The following is an 18368-nucleotide window of genomic DNA, read 5'->3' on the forward strand; positions in this document are numbered from 1 at the left end:
CGATGAAACAGCTTGTAGAAAATCAAAGAAATTATTTTAATAGCAATATCACGAAAGATGTTAAGTTTCGAAAAGAGCAACTTAAAAATCTAAGAAAAGCTATAAAAGAAAATGAGCAGATTTTATACGAGGCTATTTATAACGATTTTAAAAAATCAAAGTTCGACGCTTTTTCAAGTGAGTTGGCATTGATATATGTAGATATAAAAGATGCCTTAAGAAATATTGATAACTGGGCTAAAAAGAAACATAAACCAACCAATATGGTAAATTTGCCAGGTAAGAGCTATGTACTACCGGAGCCATTAGGAGTTTCATTAATAATTGGTGCATGGAATTACCCTATCTATTTAGCCTTAGCCCCTGCTGTTTCCGCAATGGTGGCAGGTTGCACAATTATTTTAAAACCAAGTGAGTTTCCTTCTAATGTTAGTAAAGCAATTTCTAATCTGGTAAAAAATAACTTTAACCCAAACTATTTTACAGTGGTTGAAGGTGGTATTTCGGAAACCACAAAATTATTAGATCAAAAATTTGATAAGATTTTCTTTACTGGTAGTACGGCTGTTGGTAGAATTGTTTATCAAGCAGCAGCTAAACACTTAACACCAGTTACTTTAGAACTTGGCGGTAAAAGCCCCACATTTGTGACTGAATCTGCCAATTTAAAAATGGCTGCTAAACGCTTAGTTTGGGCTAAGTTCTTAAATGCAGGACAAACCTGCATTGCACCAGATTATATTTTAGTTGATGAATCTGTACAAGATAACTTTATCAATTTACTGATTGAAGAAATTAAAAATTCAAATTTTGATATCGATAATAAAAACTACGTTCAGATTATTAATTCAAAAAATGTAGAGCGTCTAGAAAAATTAATTGATAAGTCTAAAGTTGTTTATGGTGGATATATAAATAAAGAAAATCGGGTTATCGAGCCAACAGTTATGCGAAATATTTCTTTTGATGATGCGGTAATGCAAGAAGAAATTTTTGGTCCGATATTACCAATCATCTCGTTCACCAATTTAAAATCAGAGATTGCAAGAATTAAAAACGAAGCAAAACCATTGGCCTGTTACATCTTCAGTGGCAAACGAAGCGAAAAACAAATGGTTCTCGAGCAATTGTCCTATGGAGGTGGCTGTGTAAACGATGCAATAATGCATATTTCTAACCATCATTTAGCATATGGTGGTGTTGGAGATAGTGGTTTAGGGGCGTATCATGGAGAAGCTGGGTTCAAAGCATTTTCGCACTATAAAAGTATTTTAGAGCGCCCTACATGGATTGAACCCAACATCAAATATTATCCGCATACAGCAACCAAATTAAAATTGATTCGCTGGATTTTTGGTATCAAGTAATTATTAGTTCTTACTTGCAGCCTCGTTAATATTATTCAACTTTTCTTTAGCTAAGATAAAATCTGGAAAAGCAGCAACTGCCTTTTCAAAAGCTACTTTCGCTTTAGATTGATCTGATTTTGCTAAATAAATCATTCCTTCTAAATATGGAATAGCAGCTTTTAACGCTACCTGTTGATTGTAGTTTTGATTAATTTGATATGTTATTACATGTCTACCTTCATCTGATAAAGAAGCTGCTTTCTGAATAGACACGAAGGCATCGTCATATTTTTGCAACTCATATTGCATCTCAGATATTTTATATGCATAATAATTACTATTTGAACTTGTTAAAAGCTTTTGATATTCTTCAATAGCCTTTTCACCAGCTCCAAGCGATTCTAATGCAAATGCGCTCATTTCTAATATTTCTTCATTATTTGGTCTAACTTGCAAAACATCTTGAGCAACCAAATAACACGATAAATAATTACGACGATTAAAGTACAAATAAGCTAAACTATCTTTATACGTACTTTGCGGTCCTTCTATGGCAATAATGTTGTACATGGCATTTGTTGCTACCTCTTTATCTCCATAATTTAAAGCTTGAGTTAATTTACTCTTTTCAATTTCTACTGAAGAAGTTTGTGCGATAGCAGTAAAAGACAACAAAGCAACAAACACATACATAAATGATTTCATGGTCTAAATTTTAAAATGGATACAAAAATATCAATTACAACCACTTAAAACACTAAAGTTTTCATAAAAAACCATAAAAAAACTCCTTCACTTTTGAAGGAGCTTTTGGGTGGAAGATCGGGTTCGAACCGACGACCTCCGGAACCACAATCCGGCGCTCTAACCAACTGAGCTACAACCACCATTTGTATTGCGGATGCAAAAATACATATTTTTATAGTTTTAACAAGCGTTTTACAGCAAAAAAATCAAATTAAATCATCTAAAGAATTTACGGCTGCATAGCGCTCTACAGTAAAGCCTTCTGCAGCATCTACACCAACTAATCTGCCTAGATCCCTCGCACGATAGGCAACACTATCTAAAAAGTTTTTACTCGAAATAGGTGAGACTGGTTCTTTACTATTAGGGTCATAGAATTGTGAGCTATAAGCTTTAACTGCTTCCAGCTTAATTTCGACAAATCCTGAAACGTTCACAACAAAATCTGGCTCTATAGGTTGCCACTGTATATAGTGGTAAACTCGTTTTGGTCTCCAAACTTCTTGCTCTACTCGGTCTAATTCTGTCTTTATTTTTCTCAACCCAGATAAAAAACAGGCATCTGAAACTAAAGTACTTCCCTTACCATGATCAATATGCCTATCAGTTACAGCATTACACAAAACAACATCTGGTTGGTATTTTCTTAAAATTTTAATGACCTCTAATTGATGGCTCTCGTCATTCACAAAGAAGGCATCTTTAAATTTTAAGTTCTCTCTAACTGAAATACCAAGAATCTTAGCGGCGGCTATTGCTTCTTTCATTCTAATCTCAGCAGACCCTCTAGTTCCAAGTTCTCCTTGAGTTAAATCTAGTATTCCCACATTCTTACCGGATCTAATTTCTTTTGCAATTGTCGCCCCGCAACCTAACTCTACATCATCTGGATGTGCACCAATAGCAAGTATGTCTAATTTCATATTACATAAACTTAACTGAACAAATATACTATAAATTCAGAGGTAATAATTATTCTATAGCATTACTTAGTTTATTGAATCATCTCCAATAATTTTCTTGTATTTAATGAAAATAATATTGTAAATAATACATTTATAATTTGTTTTTTCACATCCTTTACCCTATATTTGAGCGAATTACAAAGGTTTTACGAACCCTAACTGTCCCCACAGCCATGAAAACTTTTAACATATTTATCCTCCTTTGCACACTCTTGTGCGCTCCTATTTTCGCCTCTGTTTCTCAAACGGAGAAAGAAGCTCTTAAGGCTATTTATTATTCTACTAATGGTGATAATTGGACGAATTCTTGGGATTTAAATACACCTGTAAAATCTTGGTATGGCGTTACTTTGAAGAATGATAAAGTAATAGCTTTAGATTTAAGTTTTAATAATGTTAGTGGCACTTTACCAAATGTTTTTGACCAATTAAATAGTTTAGAGATTCTAAACTTACACATGAATAAATTATGCGGTACTATTCCTACGAGCATTGCTTCTATCTCAACACTCAAAGAATTAAATCTTTCATTCAATAAAATCTCAGGAAATATACCGGATGCAATAGGTAATAATTCAGCCCTTACTCATTTAATCCTGTTTATGAATCAAATAGAAGGAGAAATACCTGTTAGTATTGGAAATGCGTCTCAACTCGAAGAGATTACTTTATTCAATAATCGAATAACAGGAGGTATCCCTTCTTCAATCGGTAATTTATCTGAACTAAAAATTCTTCATGTTAGTAGTAACGAAATTCAAGGTGTTATCCCTTATGAATTAACTAAACTAACCAAACTCGAAGTACTGAGTTTATATGATAATAAAATGATAGGTCGTTTACCAACCTCTATTGGAAATTTGAATCAACTAACCGAACTTTCTTTAGGAAATAATTTCTTTAGTGGTGATATACCGGCGGAAATTGCGAATTTAAATAAGCTAGTTACGCTTATCTTAAGTAACAACCATTTCAATACCAAATTTGATGAGCGAATCACTCAAATTCCTACGTTAATAGATTTTAAGTTTATTTCGTCCCCGAAGGTTAAAGCTAGTTTAAGCATTCAATCAGCAGTAGTGTCTGATTAATCCCCACAAAAAATACACTATACCCCAAATTAGTTTAAATTAGTTTTAACCGAATCAAAAAACCACTCAATAAAATTGAGTGGTTTTTTCTTCATTAAGAGATGTCATTAACTTTTAATCCAATCTTGAATTTCTTGATCATCAGGTAAAACTCTGGGCGATATTACCTTAACTAAATGACCAGATTCATCTATCAGATACTTTTGAAAATTCCAAGCTACCTCAGAATCTTCTAATCCATTTTTAGATTTTGAAGTTAAGAATGTATAAACTTCATTCATATCTTCACCTTTTACTGAAATCTTAGACATCATAGGAAAAGACACTCCATAATTTTCTTTACAAAAAGATGCTATTTCAACATCCGTTCCAGGTTCTTGCGATCCAAAGTTGTTCGCAGGAAAGCCTACTACAACAAAATTATTGTCTTTATATAAATCGTACATAGCCTGTAATTGTTTGTATTGAGGCGTCAATCCACATTCAGAGGCGGTATTAACGACCATTACTTTTTTCCCTTTTAAAGAGGCAAAATCAAATGACTCGCCATACAAATCTTTTACTTTAAATTGATGGATGCTTTCTTGATTCATAACAGTTTCTTTTGTTTTTGGCTTAGATTCTTCAATCTTTTCTTCTTTTTTAGTACAAGAAATAAATAAGATAGTAGCTAAAGCGCAAGTAAATAATAAGTGTTTCATTGTTTAAAATATTTCTGGTTTAAAATTACAAAATTCTTATATGTTTAGTTTTCAATTCGGTTAAATATGTATCTTCGTTCTATGATTTCGGTTAGTGTTATAGGTTCCGGAAATGTAGCCTCACATTTAATTAGCGCATTTCTAAACAGTACGTCTTGTAAATTGATAGAAGTTTACAGTAGAAACATAGATAATATAACTCATTTAGAAGGTGCGGTATCAATTACAAACGATTTAAAAGCTTTAAAACCTGTAGATGTTATTGTTATTGCTGTTTCAGACAATGCGATAAAAGACTTAACGCAAAATATTTCATTAACCAATACTTTAATTGTTCATACCTCTGGATCAGTGAGTATGAAAGTACTTAAGCCTCACAAGAACATTGGAGTTTTTTATCCTTTGCAAAGTTTTAATAAAGACAAAAAACTGAATATAAAGAAAGTTCCTTTTTGCCTAGAAACAAATTTAGAAACTTCATTGGTATTACTTGAAAAGTTAGGAAGTGCCATTTCAAATCAAATATATTTTATAGATTCTGAACAACGAAAAAAAATACATCTTGCTGCTGTATTTGCAAATAACTTTACAAACCATATGTTATACCATGCAAATGAAATTTGCGAAACACATAACATCCCATTTGATATTTTAAAACCTCTAATTAGAGAAACCATAAAGAAAATAAAAACTGGTATGCCTCTAGAGTCTCAAACAGGGCCAGCAAAAAGAGGTGATATCGAAACCATAAAAAATCAACAAAAGCAATTGATAGACTCGCAATTAGAGATTTACGATACCATTACCAAATCAATTTTAAATACGTATAAAATCAATGGATAAAAGCTTCAAAGAATTATTACCTCAAATTACCACGCTTATTTTTGATGTTGATGGTGTTCTAACTGATGGTGGGGTACATGTTTTTGAAAACGGAGAACTCGTTAGAAAAATGAATGTAAAAGATGGTTATGCACTAAAATGTGCACTACAAGCCGGGTTTAGAGTTTGCATTATTTCTGGAGGAAGTAATGAAGGAGTAAGAACAAGATTACAAGGTTTAGGAATTACTGATATTTATTTAGGAGCTCACAATAAAATTGATCAGTATTATGAGCTTCAGGATATGTATGAATTTCAAGATAAAGAAGTTTTATATATGGGTGATGATATCCCTGATTATCCAGTTATGACTAAAGTTGGTATAGCCGCTTGCCCACAAGATGCAGCACCAGAAATTAAAGGAATTTCTCATTATATATCGCACAGAAATGGTGGTTATGGTTGTGTGAGAGATGTATTAGAACAAGTAATGAAAGTTCAAGGAAAATGGAACGACACCTTTGATGCTAAATACGATTAAGAGATTTTATAATGAATACATTCACAAATAAATCAACTCTTACTCGTAAAATAATCAGTATTTTATTTTTTGTTCTTTTTACGTGGTCTGCAATTATTCAATTAAATGACCCCGACCCTTATCACTGGTTTACCATCTATTTAATTGTGGCCTTAATTCCTATTATAACATTATTTAAGCAACTCTCAAAAAAGCTTATTTGGATACTTATCGGAATGCTTTTAGCCTATTCATTATATCATTTCTATTATTTTATTGATTGGATGGGTACGGATCAAAAAGAAGAAATATTTGGTGAAATGGTTTATGAAAAACCGTATTTAGAAGGAACGCGAGAATTTTTAGGGCTCTTTATATGTGCATTGAGTTTGCTTTATCAACTTCCTATTTCTAAAAAATAAAAAAGGACGCTCTTAAGGACGTCCTTTTCTTATAGTGCTACTTTTTCTTAATTAAACTGTACAAAAATAAATGCTGCTGGCACCTGACTTGCCGCTTGAGATTCATAAATGAAGTATACATTATGTAAACTTCCATCTTTAGGCAAATTTGCTAAACCTATTGGCACTACTCCACTATCCGCCCCCGTTTTCAGCATGTTTCCTTTTCCAATAACCGCCCCATCTGGACTATCAAGATGAGCCGTTAAAGCAACTGGAATATTTAAATCTCCTTGCCAACGAATAATAACATTTGCCGAATTTACATCGGTTAAATCTAAGTCTTTCAATCCAAAATGTCCTTTTGCCTGTGGTAAAATTAACAATGGCATACCTTCGAACTCAAACTGCTGAAATCCATCAACATCAACATCCCCACCAAATCCAATCATATTACTAGCTAATACTTTTCTAGTTGTACCTGTTAGAGATTTTACAGTACCTTCTCCTGCATCTGTATAACTCGCAGTTAAAACTAAAGATTTACCCGGAGCAGCTTGCTCTGGAATAATCTTACCAGAAGCTGGTAAAGAAGGCTTTTGATTTTTATTTCTCTTTAACGATAAAATGTATGCAGTAATTTGTCTTAAATCTTCATTTGTTAAATCAGGGTGCGCAGACATAGCTGTTTCTCCCCAAACGCCTCCACCTCCACTCTTAATCTTATCAGCAAGATAAGAAGCTGCGTTATCATCTGATTTGTAACGTTCTGAAATTTGCACATAAGAAGGACCAATAGATGCTCCATCTTCTTTATGACATGCTCTGCAATCCAAAGACAGAGTTAAGGCTTTACCTGTAACCTCTGCTGCTACTTGTTTATGACCTTGGTTCATATTAACCTGATCCATTCCATCTAAATAATCTACAGAAACATATACATTACTCATATCTACAGGCACAGAACTATTTTCATCTTTAACAACAACCTCGTATTCAAAAGCTTTTCCTGGTATAAAGAATGTAGTGTTTCCTCCATTAATATTAATAATTACTTCAGGTGTTTCATTACCAGCTACTACAGATACTAGTTCACTTTGAACAGTTTCACCACCTTCATCAGTAACAGATACCTGCACTTTATAGTCTCCGCCTGTTTCATAAGTATAGATTAATTTTGGTTCGTTGGTTTTAATAGAAAACCCATTGCCTAAATTCCAATGATAGTTTAATTTTTCGCTTTCAACATCTGATGCATCAACTTCAAAATTTATAGTTAATGGCAGCATTCCAGATTCCTTATCCGATCTTAAATTCTCGACAACAGGAGGCAAATTACCTGGATTGTATTCAAGAATACTCAACCCAGAATCTTCATTTTGTTGAAACCAACCAGTACCGTATTCCAACATATATAATTGACCATTAGATGCAACCTCCAAATCAATCATATTATTGAGTTTCACATTGGGTGCAAAAGGTTCCATTTTATTAAAATCACCATTGTCAAAAAGCGTAATAGCCTTCATCCATCCGCGCATCCATTCATAAATAATTACTTTTTCATTATAATATTCTGGTAAAGCTTTTGCTTTCGGATACATGTCTGTGTAATACGCAGGTCCTGCCATGGCATTTCTACCTCCTGTACCAACCTGAGGAAACTCTGTTGAAGCTGCATATGGATACCAAACCATTGCAGGTTCTGCTGGTGGCAATTCTCTTAATCCAGTATTATTTCTAGAGTCGTTTAAAGGTTTTTCGGGATCAAAGAAATCACCTGCTACCCCTGTAGCATAATCATAGTCTTTATAAGGTTTATTATCTCCTATAAAATATGGCCAACCAAAGTTACCTGCCTTTTTTGCCTGATTAAACTCATCGTACCCTCGTGGCCCTCTTGTTTGAAGACTATCATTGTTTGCATCAGGCCCTACATCTCCCCAATACAAATATCCATTCTTTTGATCCACAGAAATTCTATATGGGTTTCGATGTCCCATAGTATATATTTCAGGTCTCGTATTTTCAGTTTCTACAGGAAACAAATTACCTTCAGGAATATCGTAACTTCCATCATCGTTAATTTTAATACGTAAAATTTTTCCTCTCAAATCATTTGAATTACCCGATGATCGACGAGCATCAAACTGCTCACTACCTGGTAAATCATTTAAAGGAGCAAAACCGTTATTAACGTATTTAGCACCTTCTTCATTAAATGGAGTAGAATTATCTCCGGTTGATAAATACAATAACCCATCTCCTCCAAATGCAATAGAACCTCCTGTATGGCAACAAATTTCACGTTGTGAATGAACATCTAAAATATTTACTTCAGAATCCAAATCAAAAACTCCATTTTTAAATGTAAATCTAGACAACCTGTTTACCCAATCATCACCTTTTGGTGAGTAATAAAGATATACCCAATTATTTTCTTCAAAATTTGGATCTTTTTGTAACCCCATTAAACCTTCTTCTGCATTCACTCCTGGAGTTGAAGTTTTGTGATACACATCTAATTTTGCTACTTGTCTTAATTCGCCGGTATTATTACTATAATGCATAATCTCACCTCTTCTCTGAGCGATAAGTACATCCAAATTTGGCAAAATGGTCATTTCCGTCGGTTCAAAAAACTGACCTCTTGAAAGCATTTTTTTAGAAAAGCGCTCAGCATCTGGAGCATATTTAGATGTTGCTTTACTATAATCTAATTTTAAATTATCGCCAATCGCGTATTGAATACCTCCAAGTAAATGCTGAAGGTAAAGTGGTTCTTCAAAACTTTCCTTTGTATGTCCTAATCCTGTATAAAACGATCTTCCTCCATCGTATTCATGATACCAAGCCATCGGGTGAAAATCCCCATTCTCTCCTCCTTCGTAAGTACTTTCATCTATAGTGATTAAAACATTTATACCATCGTAAATTTTATTATAGTTATACAACTCGTCCAACCTTCTCCAAACATTTTCAGTAAAAAAGTTTGTAGCTCCATGTGATTTATCCTTAATGTGAAAGTCTGCCTCTTGATTATGTGGGTGACTCAAGAAATATGCTCCTACAAGCCTACCGTACCAATTCCAATCATACTCTGTATCAGCAGCCGCATGAATACCAACATACCCACCTCCGGCTTGAATATATCGTTCAAAGGCTGTTTCTTGAGAACTATTCAAAACATCGCCAGTAGTACTCATAAAAACAACAGCAGAAAACTGACTTAAATAGTCATCTGTAAATTTTGAGGCATTGTCTGTAGTCTCAACATTAAAATTATTTTCTGCTCCCAATTTCTTTATGGCTTTCACTCCATCAGGAATTGATGGATGCACAAAGCCAGCAGTTTTGGTAAAGACAAGAACCGTTGGGTTACCATAGCGTTTTTTACTACAAGCTATCATGGTTATAACAACCAAACATAGTATGATTAATTTCTTCATAAATAAAAATTGTTCTAATTTGTTAAATATAAGCAGCGTAAATGTAATGTACTATTTATTCTTTGTAAATCTTAAGATGATAAATCATATTATTGCACATAGCTATCTGTATTGTGTAAATATAACACATTTATAAAAAATCAACATTTTACTATGCGTGCATAATTTTAATTTTGATTTAGGCATAGTATTTATATTTATTTTATTCCTTTTATTTACAACATATTAAGATATTATATAGCACTAATATTGTATTTGGGCATCGTAGAAGAATTTATCAAAAATAAGTGTACACACCATTTAACTCTACTTTTGGCAAAAGTAGCTACCCTATGTTATATTCTATTATTAAAGGTACCGGAGCCTATATTCCTACCGAGAAAATTTCGAATGACTATTTCTTACAAAACGATTTTTATGAAAGAGATGGAAGTAAAATTACCAAAGACAATTTAGAAATAATCTCAAAATTTCAGGAAATTACTACAATTGAAGAACGTAGATATATTACTGATGACCTCAATACTTCTGATATAGCATTCTTTGCTTCAGAAAAAGCAATAGCTTCCGCTGGCATAGATAAAGAAAGTTTGGATTATATTATTGTTGCTCATAATTTTGGAGAAATAACTGCAGATAATAGACAAGTAGATATCTTACCAAGCCTCGCAGCAAGGGTGAAACATAAATTAGGAATCAAAAATCCTGAAACTGTTGCGTATGACATTACTTTTGGTTGCCCGGGATGGGTACAAGCAGTAATTCAAGCCAATTATTTTATTAAATCTGGAGATGCAAAACGAATTTTGGTAATTGGTGCTGATGTGCTTTCAAGAGTTTACGATCAGCATGATAGAGACGGAATGATTTATGCTGATGGTGCTGGGGCTGTCGTTTTAGAAGCTACCGAAAGTGAAACTCCTATTGGTATATTATCACATGCCATGCGATCTGATACCTTAGAGTTTTCTGAAATGCTGGTGATGGGAGAATCTTATCATGTAAACGGACACAACCAAGGAGAACGTTACATTAAAATGAATGGAAGACGTTTGTATATCTACGCCCTCACAACAGTACCAAAAGCTTTAAAAAGCTGTTTAGAAAAAGCCAATATTGAAATTGACGATTTAAAGAAGGTGTTGATACATCAAGCGAATGGTAAGATGGATGAAGCTATTTTAGAACGTTTTTACAAATTATACGGTAAAAAAGCTCCTGAAGATATAATGCCCATGACAGTGTCATGGCTGGGGAATTCATCGGTAGCTACGGTTCCTACCCTACTAGATTTAATTTTAAATGGTGAATTAGAACCTCATACATTACAGAAAGGCGATATAACATTATTTGCTTCTGTTGGAGCAGGAATGAATGTTAATGCTTTTAGTTACAAGTTCTAGTTTTTCTCTTTTAACATAGGAACAAATTTAAAATCTCCAAATTCAAATTTTTGAAATTCTTTAGACGATTTTCTGATGTATAAAGTCATAATCTGAGAATCTGTGCCAACAGGTATAACCAAGCGGCCGCCAATTTTTAGTTGACTCAACAATGGTTTTGGAACATAGGGTGCACCAGCTGTAACAATAATACCATCAAAAGGTGCTTGCTCAGGTAAGCCTTTATAACCATCACCAAAAATTAATTGTTTTGTCTTATACCCCAGTTTGGGTAAAAATGTCTTTGTTTTTGTGTACAGCTCTTTCTGACGCTCCACTGAGTAAACACGAGCATTTAATTCTAACAATACTGCTGTTTGATAACCTGAACCAGTACCAATTTCTAAAATCTGCTGTTTTGGCTTAACCTCTAGAAGCTCAGTTTGAAAAGCAACAGTATAAGGTTGTGATATGGTCTGGTCTGCACCAATTGGAAAAGCCTTGTCTTGATAGGCAAAATTTTCGAAACTAGAGTCCATAAAAAGATGTCTAGGTATTCGTGCTATTGCGTTTAATACTCCCTCTTGCTTGATTCCTTTTTGCTCCAGAATGTCGATCAACTTATTTCTAAGCCCTTGATGTTTTAAGGTATCTCTCAATATTTTTTAAAATTTGCTTGCCTAAAAGTATTAAAATTCAAGTCAAAAAATAGTATTTTTGCACAAAGAAAAAATTCATGCTAAAAGTTGGTGTTTTAGGTGCTGGCCACCTGGGGAAAATTCATTTAAAACTTCTTCAACAATCGTCTAAATATGAACTTGTTGGTTTTTACGATCCAGTAAAAGAACACGCCGAAAATGTTGCTAAAGAATTTGGATATAGAGCTTTCGATTCTGTTACAGAATTAATTAATAAGGTGGAGGTAGTAGACATTGTTACTCCTACTCTATCTCATTTTGATTGTGCCAAAGAGGCGATTGCTGCTGGTAAACATATTTTTGTAGAAAAGCCGATTACAAATACACTTCAAGAGGCAGAAGCTATTAGAACCTTAGTGAGTCAAAATCACGTGAAAGGACAAGTAGGGCATGTAGAACGTTTTAATCCAGCATTTACAGCGGTAAAAGATAAAATAGATACACCTATGTTTATCGAAACTCATAGGTTGGCAGAGTTTAACCCAAGAGGAACAGATGTACCTGTGGTATTAGACTTAATGATTCACGACATCGATATTATTCTAAGTGTTGTAAATTCTGAGGTCAAAAGTGTTCATGCTAGTGGTGTATCTGTTATCTCTGAAACACCTGATATAGCGAACGCCCGAATTGAATTTGAAAACGGATGTGTTGCGAATTTAACGGCAAGTAGAATCTCTTTAAAAAACATGCGCAAATCGCGATTTTTCCAGAAAGATGCGTATATTTCGGTCGACTTTTTAGAGAAGAAAAGTGAAGTTGTGAAAATGAAAGATGTGCCGGAAAATCCTGATGATTTTGCTATGATTCTTCAAAATGCTGAGGGTGTTAAAAAGCAGATTTATTTCGAAAATCCAGACATCACTCCAAACAACGCTATTTTAGATGAATTAGAAACCTTTGCAAACGCAATTGTAAACAATATAAAACCTATTGTAACATTAACAGATGGTACAAAAGCATTGCGTGTTGCACATCAAATAATTAATTGTTTTTAACCCATGGCAAAAGTATCTACAAAACATCACAAAGGACAAGCAACGATTTTCAAGAACCCTATTCTTGAAGCATTAACTAAAACAAACTTGACTACAAGTATTGTTGTATATGGTTCAGCTGTATTGGCACTTATTTATGTAGCTATTTTCATAAAGAACACCCCTGTAACAATGTTTTTAGGCTTATTTTTCTTTGCGTTTTTCTTTTGGACATTAGTTGAATATTTATTGCACCGCTATCTATTTCATTGGGTAAGTGAAAATAAATTTGTTAAACGCTTTCACTTTGTTATGCACGGCTCCCATCACTTATATCCTAAAGATACAGAGCGTTTGTTAATGCCTCCTGTTCCTGGTTTGATTATGGCATCAATTCTTTTCGGAATTTACTATGTAATTTTTAGCATAATAGGTTATGCAGAATTTACATGGGGCTTTTTTGCTGGATTCTTTTTAGGGTACCTACTCTATTCTTTCTTGCACAGGGCTACTCATACTATGGCACCACCTAAACGATTTGAATACATTTGGAGACACCATATATTGCACCACTACAAATACCCTAACAAATGTTTTGGTGTTTCTAGTCCGTTTTGGGACTATGTTTTTGGCACAATGCCTCCAAAATCTTAAATAAGAGAACATGAAACATATTGCTGTGATAGGTGCTGGTACCATGGGTAATGGTATTGCACAAACTTTTGCGCAGTTTGGTTACAAAGTACGTATAGTAGATGTATCTCAAACAGCATTAGACAAAGGAATAGCTACCATTGCTAAAAACTTAGAAAGAATGGTTGCTAAGGAAAAAATTACTAACGCTGTTAAAGTTGCTACTTTAGCGAACATAGAAGCTTATACTGAATTAAAAGCAGGTGTTGAAAATGTAGATATTGTTGTAGAAGCTGCCACAGAAAATACTGATTTAAAACTTCAAATATTTAAAGAATTAGACATGTATTGCAAGCCTGAAACTATTTTGGCAAGCAATACATCTTCAATATCTATCACAGAGATTGCATCAGTTACAAAAAGACCTGCACAAGTTATTGGTATGCATTTTATGAACCCTGTGCCAATAATGAAATTGGTAGAGATTATTAACGGTTATTCTACAAGCAAAGAAACAACAGAAACTATAACGGACTTATCTAAAAAACTAAATAAGATTCCAGTTAAGGCAAATGACTACCCTGGATTTGTGGCTAATCGAATTCTTATGCCTATGATTAATGAATCTGTAGAGACTTTATATAATGGTGTAGCAGGTGTAAAAGAAATAGATGAAGTTATGAAGTTAGGTATGGCTCATCCTATGGGGCCTTTGCAATTAGCTGATTTTATTGGCTTAGATGTATGCCTTTCAATTTTAAATGTATTATATAATGGATTTAAAAACTCAAAATATGCTCCATGTCCATTGTTAGTAAATATGGTTCAAGCCGGAAAATTAGGAGTAAAATCTGGAGAAGGATTCTATGATTATTCTGAAAGCCGAAAGGCTGAAAAAGTATCGCAACAATTTAGTTAGTCACTAAAATTTGATATAAAAATAAAACGCCGAATCCAAAGGATTCGGCGTTTTTTACTAACTAAAATCAATATCCTTTAAGAAATATTAATTTCTATTAGTATCTTCTCTAGAGGCTTTATTCCATACTTTAATTTCATCTTCTTCAGTCACACCGCTAATAATTTCAGCATTGATTCCATCAGATAATCCAACTTCCACATCTCTTCTTTCAAATTGATTCTCTCCAGTTTTAACCTCGATATATGGTTTTTCTGTTTTTCTATCAAATTGCAACAATGATTCTTTAATCGCTAGGATGCTGTCTTTACGTTCTAATACAATCTCTGCATTTGCACTATAGTTAGCACGCACAAAATAGTTTTCATCTAACTGAACATCTGCTTTAATCTTAAACTGTACTGCACCATTTTCTTCTGTTCCTTTAGGAGCAATAAAGGTTAAAGTAGCAGGGAATTTCTTCTCATCTATAGCACCTAACCCAACTTCAATATCAATTCCTTCATCCAGCTTTCCTACTTCTGCCTCATCAACTTTACCTTCAAAAATCATTTTACTCATATCTGCAATAAAAGCAATTGTTGTTCCCGCATTAAAGTTGTTTGCTTGAATAACCTGATAGCCTTCTTTTACCGGGATTTCTAAAATCATTCCTGAAGTAGTAGCTCTAATGTTTGTATTTGCTGTACCTGACGATCCGGTAGATCCTTTTAATATAATCTCGTAATCGTTCTTAGCATTCTGCAAATCTTGCTTTGCTCTATCATAAGCCAATTCAGAGTTTTCAAAATCTTGCTTAGAAATAACACCTTTATTGTATAAAGATTTATTTCTGTCGTAAACAATTTTTGCATTGCTCAACTGAATTTCTACCGAGCTAATTCTACCCTTAGCAGAAGTTAGAGATTGCTCATTTGGAACTACCTTCACTGTAGCAATTAAATCTCCTTTTTGAACAATTGCACCTTCTTCTAGGTATATCTTATCAATAATACCAGAGATATTAGGTTTAATTTCTACCTCTTCTAACGGAACTACTTTTCCTGTAGCCACCGTTTTATTTTCAATTGTGGCTGTTATTAATTTATCAGTAGTATAGGTTTCTACAGTTGCTTGATTTTTCTTTCCAAACCAAAGTAAAACTACTACTAGTAAAACTGCTATTGAACCAAAAATGATAATTTTTTTCATGTGTTTGATTATTTATTCTTGTTGATTTCTAAATTTATTTTATTTCTTTATTCATCTCTTAAAGCCTCTATTGGTCTAATACTCACTGCTACTTGAGCAGGAATTAATCCTATTAAGGTTCCCATTATTACTAAGAATGCATAAGCTGTCATAACAACAGGTATATTAACTGTTGGATTTGTTAATATAGGATTTTCACCACCCGTCGCAAACATATCCAATAACATTAGAATAACTCCACCAAAAATAATCCCTAAAGAACCTGCTAATGTGGTTAAGAAAATTGACTCTAAAACTATTTGTCTTCTAATTTCAGCTGGCTTTGCTCCTAAAGCTCTTCGTATACCAATTTCTTTTGTTCGCTCCTTAACTGTAATTAATAATATGTTTCCAATTGCAAATACACCTGCAATTAAAGTTGCTATACCAACAAACCAAGTTAAGAACTGCATTCCTGTTAAGAACCCTGTTACTTTTTTAATTTCGTTACCTAGATTAAAGCTTCCAAATGCACGTTCATCTTCAGGATGTACATTATGCAAATTTCTTAACATCAATTTAGCATCAGCCTCCATTTGTTTGATATCATGATCAATCTTACCAGTAACCATCATCCAACCAATTTTATCACCTTGGTTATACACTTGTTGGAATGTCGAAAAAGGAATATGCACACCACCTGAAGGCCCTCCCATTTGTCTTTTATTTTGATAATGACCAATGACCATGTAGTTTACATTATTAATTTTGATATAACTACCAACAGCTTTTTCTCCAACATCAAATAATTGCTTATATGTCTCTTCTTCGATAACACAAACTTTACGTTTTTGTAAAATATCTTCATCATTGATAAAACGCCCGTACAATAAATTTACTTTTTGAACTTTATCCAATTCTGGAAAATCACCATAAACTCCCAAAGTAGCCGTTTTAAAATTATTGACTATCAAACTTTGAGATTGGAAACGCGGAACAATCATTTCTATTCCATCAATTTCTCGACGCAGATGCTCTACATCAGACATTTTTAAACTTATTCGTTTACCTGCCTGAAATCCTTTGAATGGCTCACTTGTACTTTGCCCCCAAATAAATACACTATTAGTCGCAAAGTTTCCGAACATTCTATTAAAGTTATTCTCCATACCTCTTGCGGCTCCTAAAAGCACAACAAGCAAGAAAATGCCCCACATAACACCAATAATTGTAATACCGGTACGCAATTTATTTTTACGGATACTTCCATAAATTTCTTGCCATGTATCTCTGTCAAATATGAATATTTTCATCTTAGTCTTCTCTTAAAGCTACAATTGGTTTAATACGCGCAGCACGCTTGGCTGGAATATAACCAGCAATAGTACCTGCAATAATCAATACAATAGTTGCACCAACAACCACATAAGTTTCTACACTAGGATTCAATATGAAATATGTTTCTAAAGAATCTCCTAATGCTTCAAGAATTGAAGTACCCAATAACAAACCGAAGTAACCAGAAACCGCAGTAATAAAGATGGATTCCATCATAATCATACCTACAATATTCTTTGGTTGTGCTCCTAATGCTTTACGAATACCTAATTCTTTTGTTCGTTCTTTTACAATATATACCATGATGTTACTAATACCAATCACGCCTGCTACCATAGTTCCAATACCAATAAAAAGTATGATTATATTCAACACCATCATAAACTGACTTACATCTCTATTTCCTTCTGCGTAATTATTTACACGCACAGCACCTTGATCATTAGGGTTTACAAAATGACGTTCTTTCATAGCGCGCTCTAAACGGTTACCAAAAGCAATGGCCGCATCCACGCTCATTTCTGGATTATAGGTCATACCAAATCCATCTAAATGATCTGTATTACCGTAAAGATGCTGAATGGTTGTAAATGGAGTGTATATATAGCGCTCATCATTATCTCCACCTGGATCAGAGAATACTCCAATTACTTTAAAAGATATACCATTTACATTTACTTGTTTCCCGATACCACTCAACTCACCAAACAAGTCTTTCTCTACCATTCTACCAATAACAACGATTTTAGATCGTTTATCTAAATCGAGCATATTAATAAATCTACCCTCCATCATTTCAAGTGACTCTAACACTTGATAACTAGGGTAAACTGCTCTTATTTGGTAAGAATTTTGATTGTTTTCGTAGATAACCTGAGATTGTCTAATAATTCTTGGACTAACCGCATTTAAATTCTTTTCAAATTCTTTATTGATATAGTCTAAATCATCATTTTTAAACTGAATTCTACGACCACTCTGCATACCTTTATAAGGTTTGGTAGTACGCCCCGGCCATAGATAAATTGATAACATAGAATCTCCAGCAAACTCTCTTTCAAAAGTGTGCTTTAATCCATTACCAACGCCAAATAACAAGGTGAAAATTAAAATTGCAAATGCAATGGTAAACCCAGATAAAACAGTACGTAACTTGTTTTTACCTATGGCTTCAAATATTTCTCTCCAACGATCTAAATCAAACAT

Annotated in this window: 17 protein-coding genes and 1 tRNA gene; 9 read left to right on the plus strand and 9 right to left on the minus strand. The window is 33.6% G+C overall.

Annotation, left to right across the window (positions count from 1 at the left end):
- Positions 1-2 precede the first annotated feature (2 nt).
- Complete coding sequence (locus ACYQ5R_RS10235) at positions 3-1367, plus strand: aldehyde dehydrogenase (RefSeq protein ID WP_460190845.1); 1365 nt, start codon at positions 3-5, stop codon at positions 1365-1367.
- A gap of 3 nt (positions 1368-1370) precedes the next feature.
- Here ACYQ5R_RS10235 and ACYQ5R_RS10240 read toward each other — a convergent pair whose 3' ends face one another.
- From ACYQ5R_RS10240 to bshB1, 3 genes are all read right to left on the minus strand, one after another.
- The gene (locus tag ACYQ5R_RS10240; RefSeq protein WP_460190846.1) at positions 1371-2054 is read right to left on the minus strand and encodes a tetratricopeptide repeat protein; all 684 of its coding nucleotides are present in this window, start codon (positions 2052-2054) and stop codon (positions 1371-1373) included.
- 107 nt (positions 2055-2161) lie between these two features.
- Positions 2162-2237 (minus strand) — tRNA-His (locus ACYQ5R_RS10245).
- A gap of 65 nt (positions 2238-2302) precedes the next feature.
- A complete protein-coding gene (gene bshB1, locus ACYQ5R_RS10250; protein ID WP_460190847.1) occupies positions 2303-3019 on the minus strand; it encodes a bacillithiol biosynthesis deacetylase BshB1 in 717 nt (238 codons plus the stop codon).
- Between the two features lie 215 nt (positions 3020-3234).
- Between bshB1 and ACYQ5R_RS10255 the strand changes: the two genes are divergently transcribed.
- The gene (locus tag ACYQ5R_RS10255) at positions 3235-4152 is read left to right on the plus strand and encodes a Two component regulator three Y domain protein (protein ID WP_460190848.1); all 918 of its coding nucleotides are present in this window, start codon (positions 3235-3237) and stop codon (positions 4150-4152) included.
- Positions 4153-4259: 107 nt separating this feature from the next.
- Here ACYQ5R_RS10255 and ACYQ5R_RS10260 read toward each other — a convergent pair whose 3' ends face one another.
- Positions 4260-4853: a glutathione peroxidase gene (locus ACYQ5R_RS10260; protein ID WP_460190849.1), complete on the minus strand. Its 594-nt coding sequence runs from the start codon at positions 4851-4853 to the stop codon at positions 4260-4262.
- Positions 4854-4919: 66 nt separating this feature from the next.
- Between ACYQ5R_RS10260 and ACYQ5R_RS10265 the strand changes: the two genes are divergently transcribed.
- From ACYQ5R_RS10265 to ACYQ5R_RS10275, 3 genes are read left to right on the plus strand one after another with little or no spacing between them, the layout of a single operon-like run.
- Complete coding sequence (locus ACYQ5R_RS10265; protein ID WP_460190850.1) at positions 4920-5696, plus strand: Rossmann-like and DUF2520 domain-containing protein; 777 nt, start codon at positions 4920-4922, stop codon at positions 5694-5696.
- Positions 5689-6216 carry a KdsC family phosphatase gene (locus tag ACYQ5R_RS10270; RefSeq protein ID WP_460190851.1) on the plus strand — a complete coding sequence of 176 codons (528 nt, stop codon included), beginning with the start codon at positions 5689-5691 and terminating at the stop codon, positions 6214-6216. The genes ACYQ5R_RS10265 and ACYQ5R_RS10270 overlap by 8 nt, the downstream gene beginning before the upstream one ends.
- A gap of 11 nt (positions 6217-6227) precedes the next feature.
- Entirely contained in the window at positions 6228-6617 is a 390-nt protein-coding gene (locus ACYQ5R_RS10275; RefSeq protein ID WP_460190852.1) for a transmembrane 220 family protein, read from the plus strand.
- Positions 6618-6664: 47 nt separating this feature from the next.
- Here the strand turns inward: ACYQ5R_RS10275 and ACYQ5R_RS10280 are convergent, their stop codons facing one another.
- Positions 6665-10045 (minus strand): ThuA domain-containing protein, encoded by a 3381-nt coding sequence (locus ACYQ5R_RS10280; RefSeq protein WP_460190853.1) that lies wholly within the window; start codon positions 10043-10045, stop codon positions 6665-6667.
- 332 nt (positions 10046-10377) lie between these two features.
- Here ACYQ5R_RS10280 and ACYQ5R_RS10285 point away from each other — a divergent pair, with 332 nt between their 5' ends.
- Positions 10378-11448, plus strand: a complete 1071-nt coding sequence (locus ACYQ5R_RS10285) for a 3-oxoacyl-ACP synthase III family protein (protein WP_460190854.1) — start codon at positions 10378-10380, stop codon at positions 11446-11448.
- Here the strand turns inward: ACYQ5R_RS10285 and ACYQ5R_RS10290 are convergent.
- Complete coding sequence (locus ACYQ5R_RS10290) at positions 11445-12086, minus strand: protein-L-isoaspartate(D-aspartate) O-methyltransferase (RefSeq protein WP_460190855.1); 642 nt, start codon at positions 12084-12086, stop codon at positions 11445-11447. The genes ACYQ5R_RS10285 and ACYQ5R_RS10290 overlap by 4 nt on opposite strands.
- A gap of 77 nt (positions 12087-12163) precedes the next feature.
- On the opposite strand from ACYQ5R_RS10290, the gene ACYQ5R_RS10295 reads away from it, so the two are divergent.
- From ACYQ5R_RS10295 to ACYQ5R_RS10305, 3 genes are read left to right on the plus strand one after another with little or no spacing between them, the layout of a single operon-like run.
- Positions 12164-13123: a Gfo/Idh/MocA family protein gene (locus ACYQ5R_RS10295; RefSeq protein WP_460190856.1), complete on the plus strand. Its 960-nt coding sequence runs from the start codon at positions 12164-12166 to the stop codon at positions 13121-13123.
- Positions 13124-13126: 3 nt separating this feature from the next.
- Positions 13127-13756 (plus strand): sterol desaturase family protein, encoded by a 630-nt coding sequence (locus tag ACYQ5R_RS10300; protein WP_460190857.1) that lies wholly within the window; start codon positions 13127-13129, stop codon positions 13754-13756.
- A gap of 10 nt (positions 13757-13766) precedes the next feature.
- The gene (locus tag ACYQ5R_RS10305) at positions 13767-14654 is read left to right on the plus strand and encodes a 3-hydroxyacyl-CoA dehydrogenase family protein (protein WP_460190858.1); all 888 of its coding nucleotides are present in this window, start codon (positions 13767-13769) and stop codon (positions 14652-14654) included.
- Between the two features lie 87 nt (positions 14655-14741).
- On the opposite strand, the gene ACYQ5R_RS10310 is transcribed toward ACYQ5R_RS10305, so the two are convergent.
- From ACYQ5R_RS10310 to ACYQ5R_RS10320, 3 genes are read right to left on the minus strand one after another with little or no spacing between them, the layout of a single operon-like run.
- Positions 14742-15845 carry an efflux RND transporter periplasmic adaptor subunit gene (locus tag ACYQ5R_RS10310; RefSeq protein WP_460190859.1) on the minus strand — a complete coding sequence of 368 codons (1104 nt, stop codon included), beginning with the start codon at positions 15843-15845 and terminating at the stop codon, positions 14742-14744.
- A gap of 47 nt (positions 15846-15892) precedes the next feature.
- Positions 15893-17137, minus strand: a complete 1245-nt coding sequence (locus ACYQ5R_RS10315; protein ID WP_460190860.1) for an ABC transporter permease — start codon at positions 17135-17137, stop codon at positions 15893-15895.
- 1 nt (position 17138) lies between these two features.
- Positions 17139-18368: an ABC transporter permease gene (locus ACYQ5R_RS10320; RefSeq protein WP_460190861.1), complete on the minus strand. Its 1230-nt coding sequence runs from the start codon at positions 18366-18368 to the stop codon at positions 17139-17141.

The sequence above is a fragment of the Urechidicola sp. KH5 genome, from assembly GCF_054661455.1.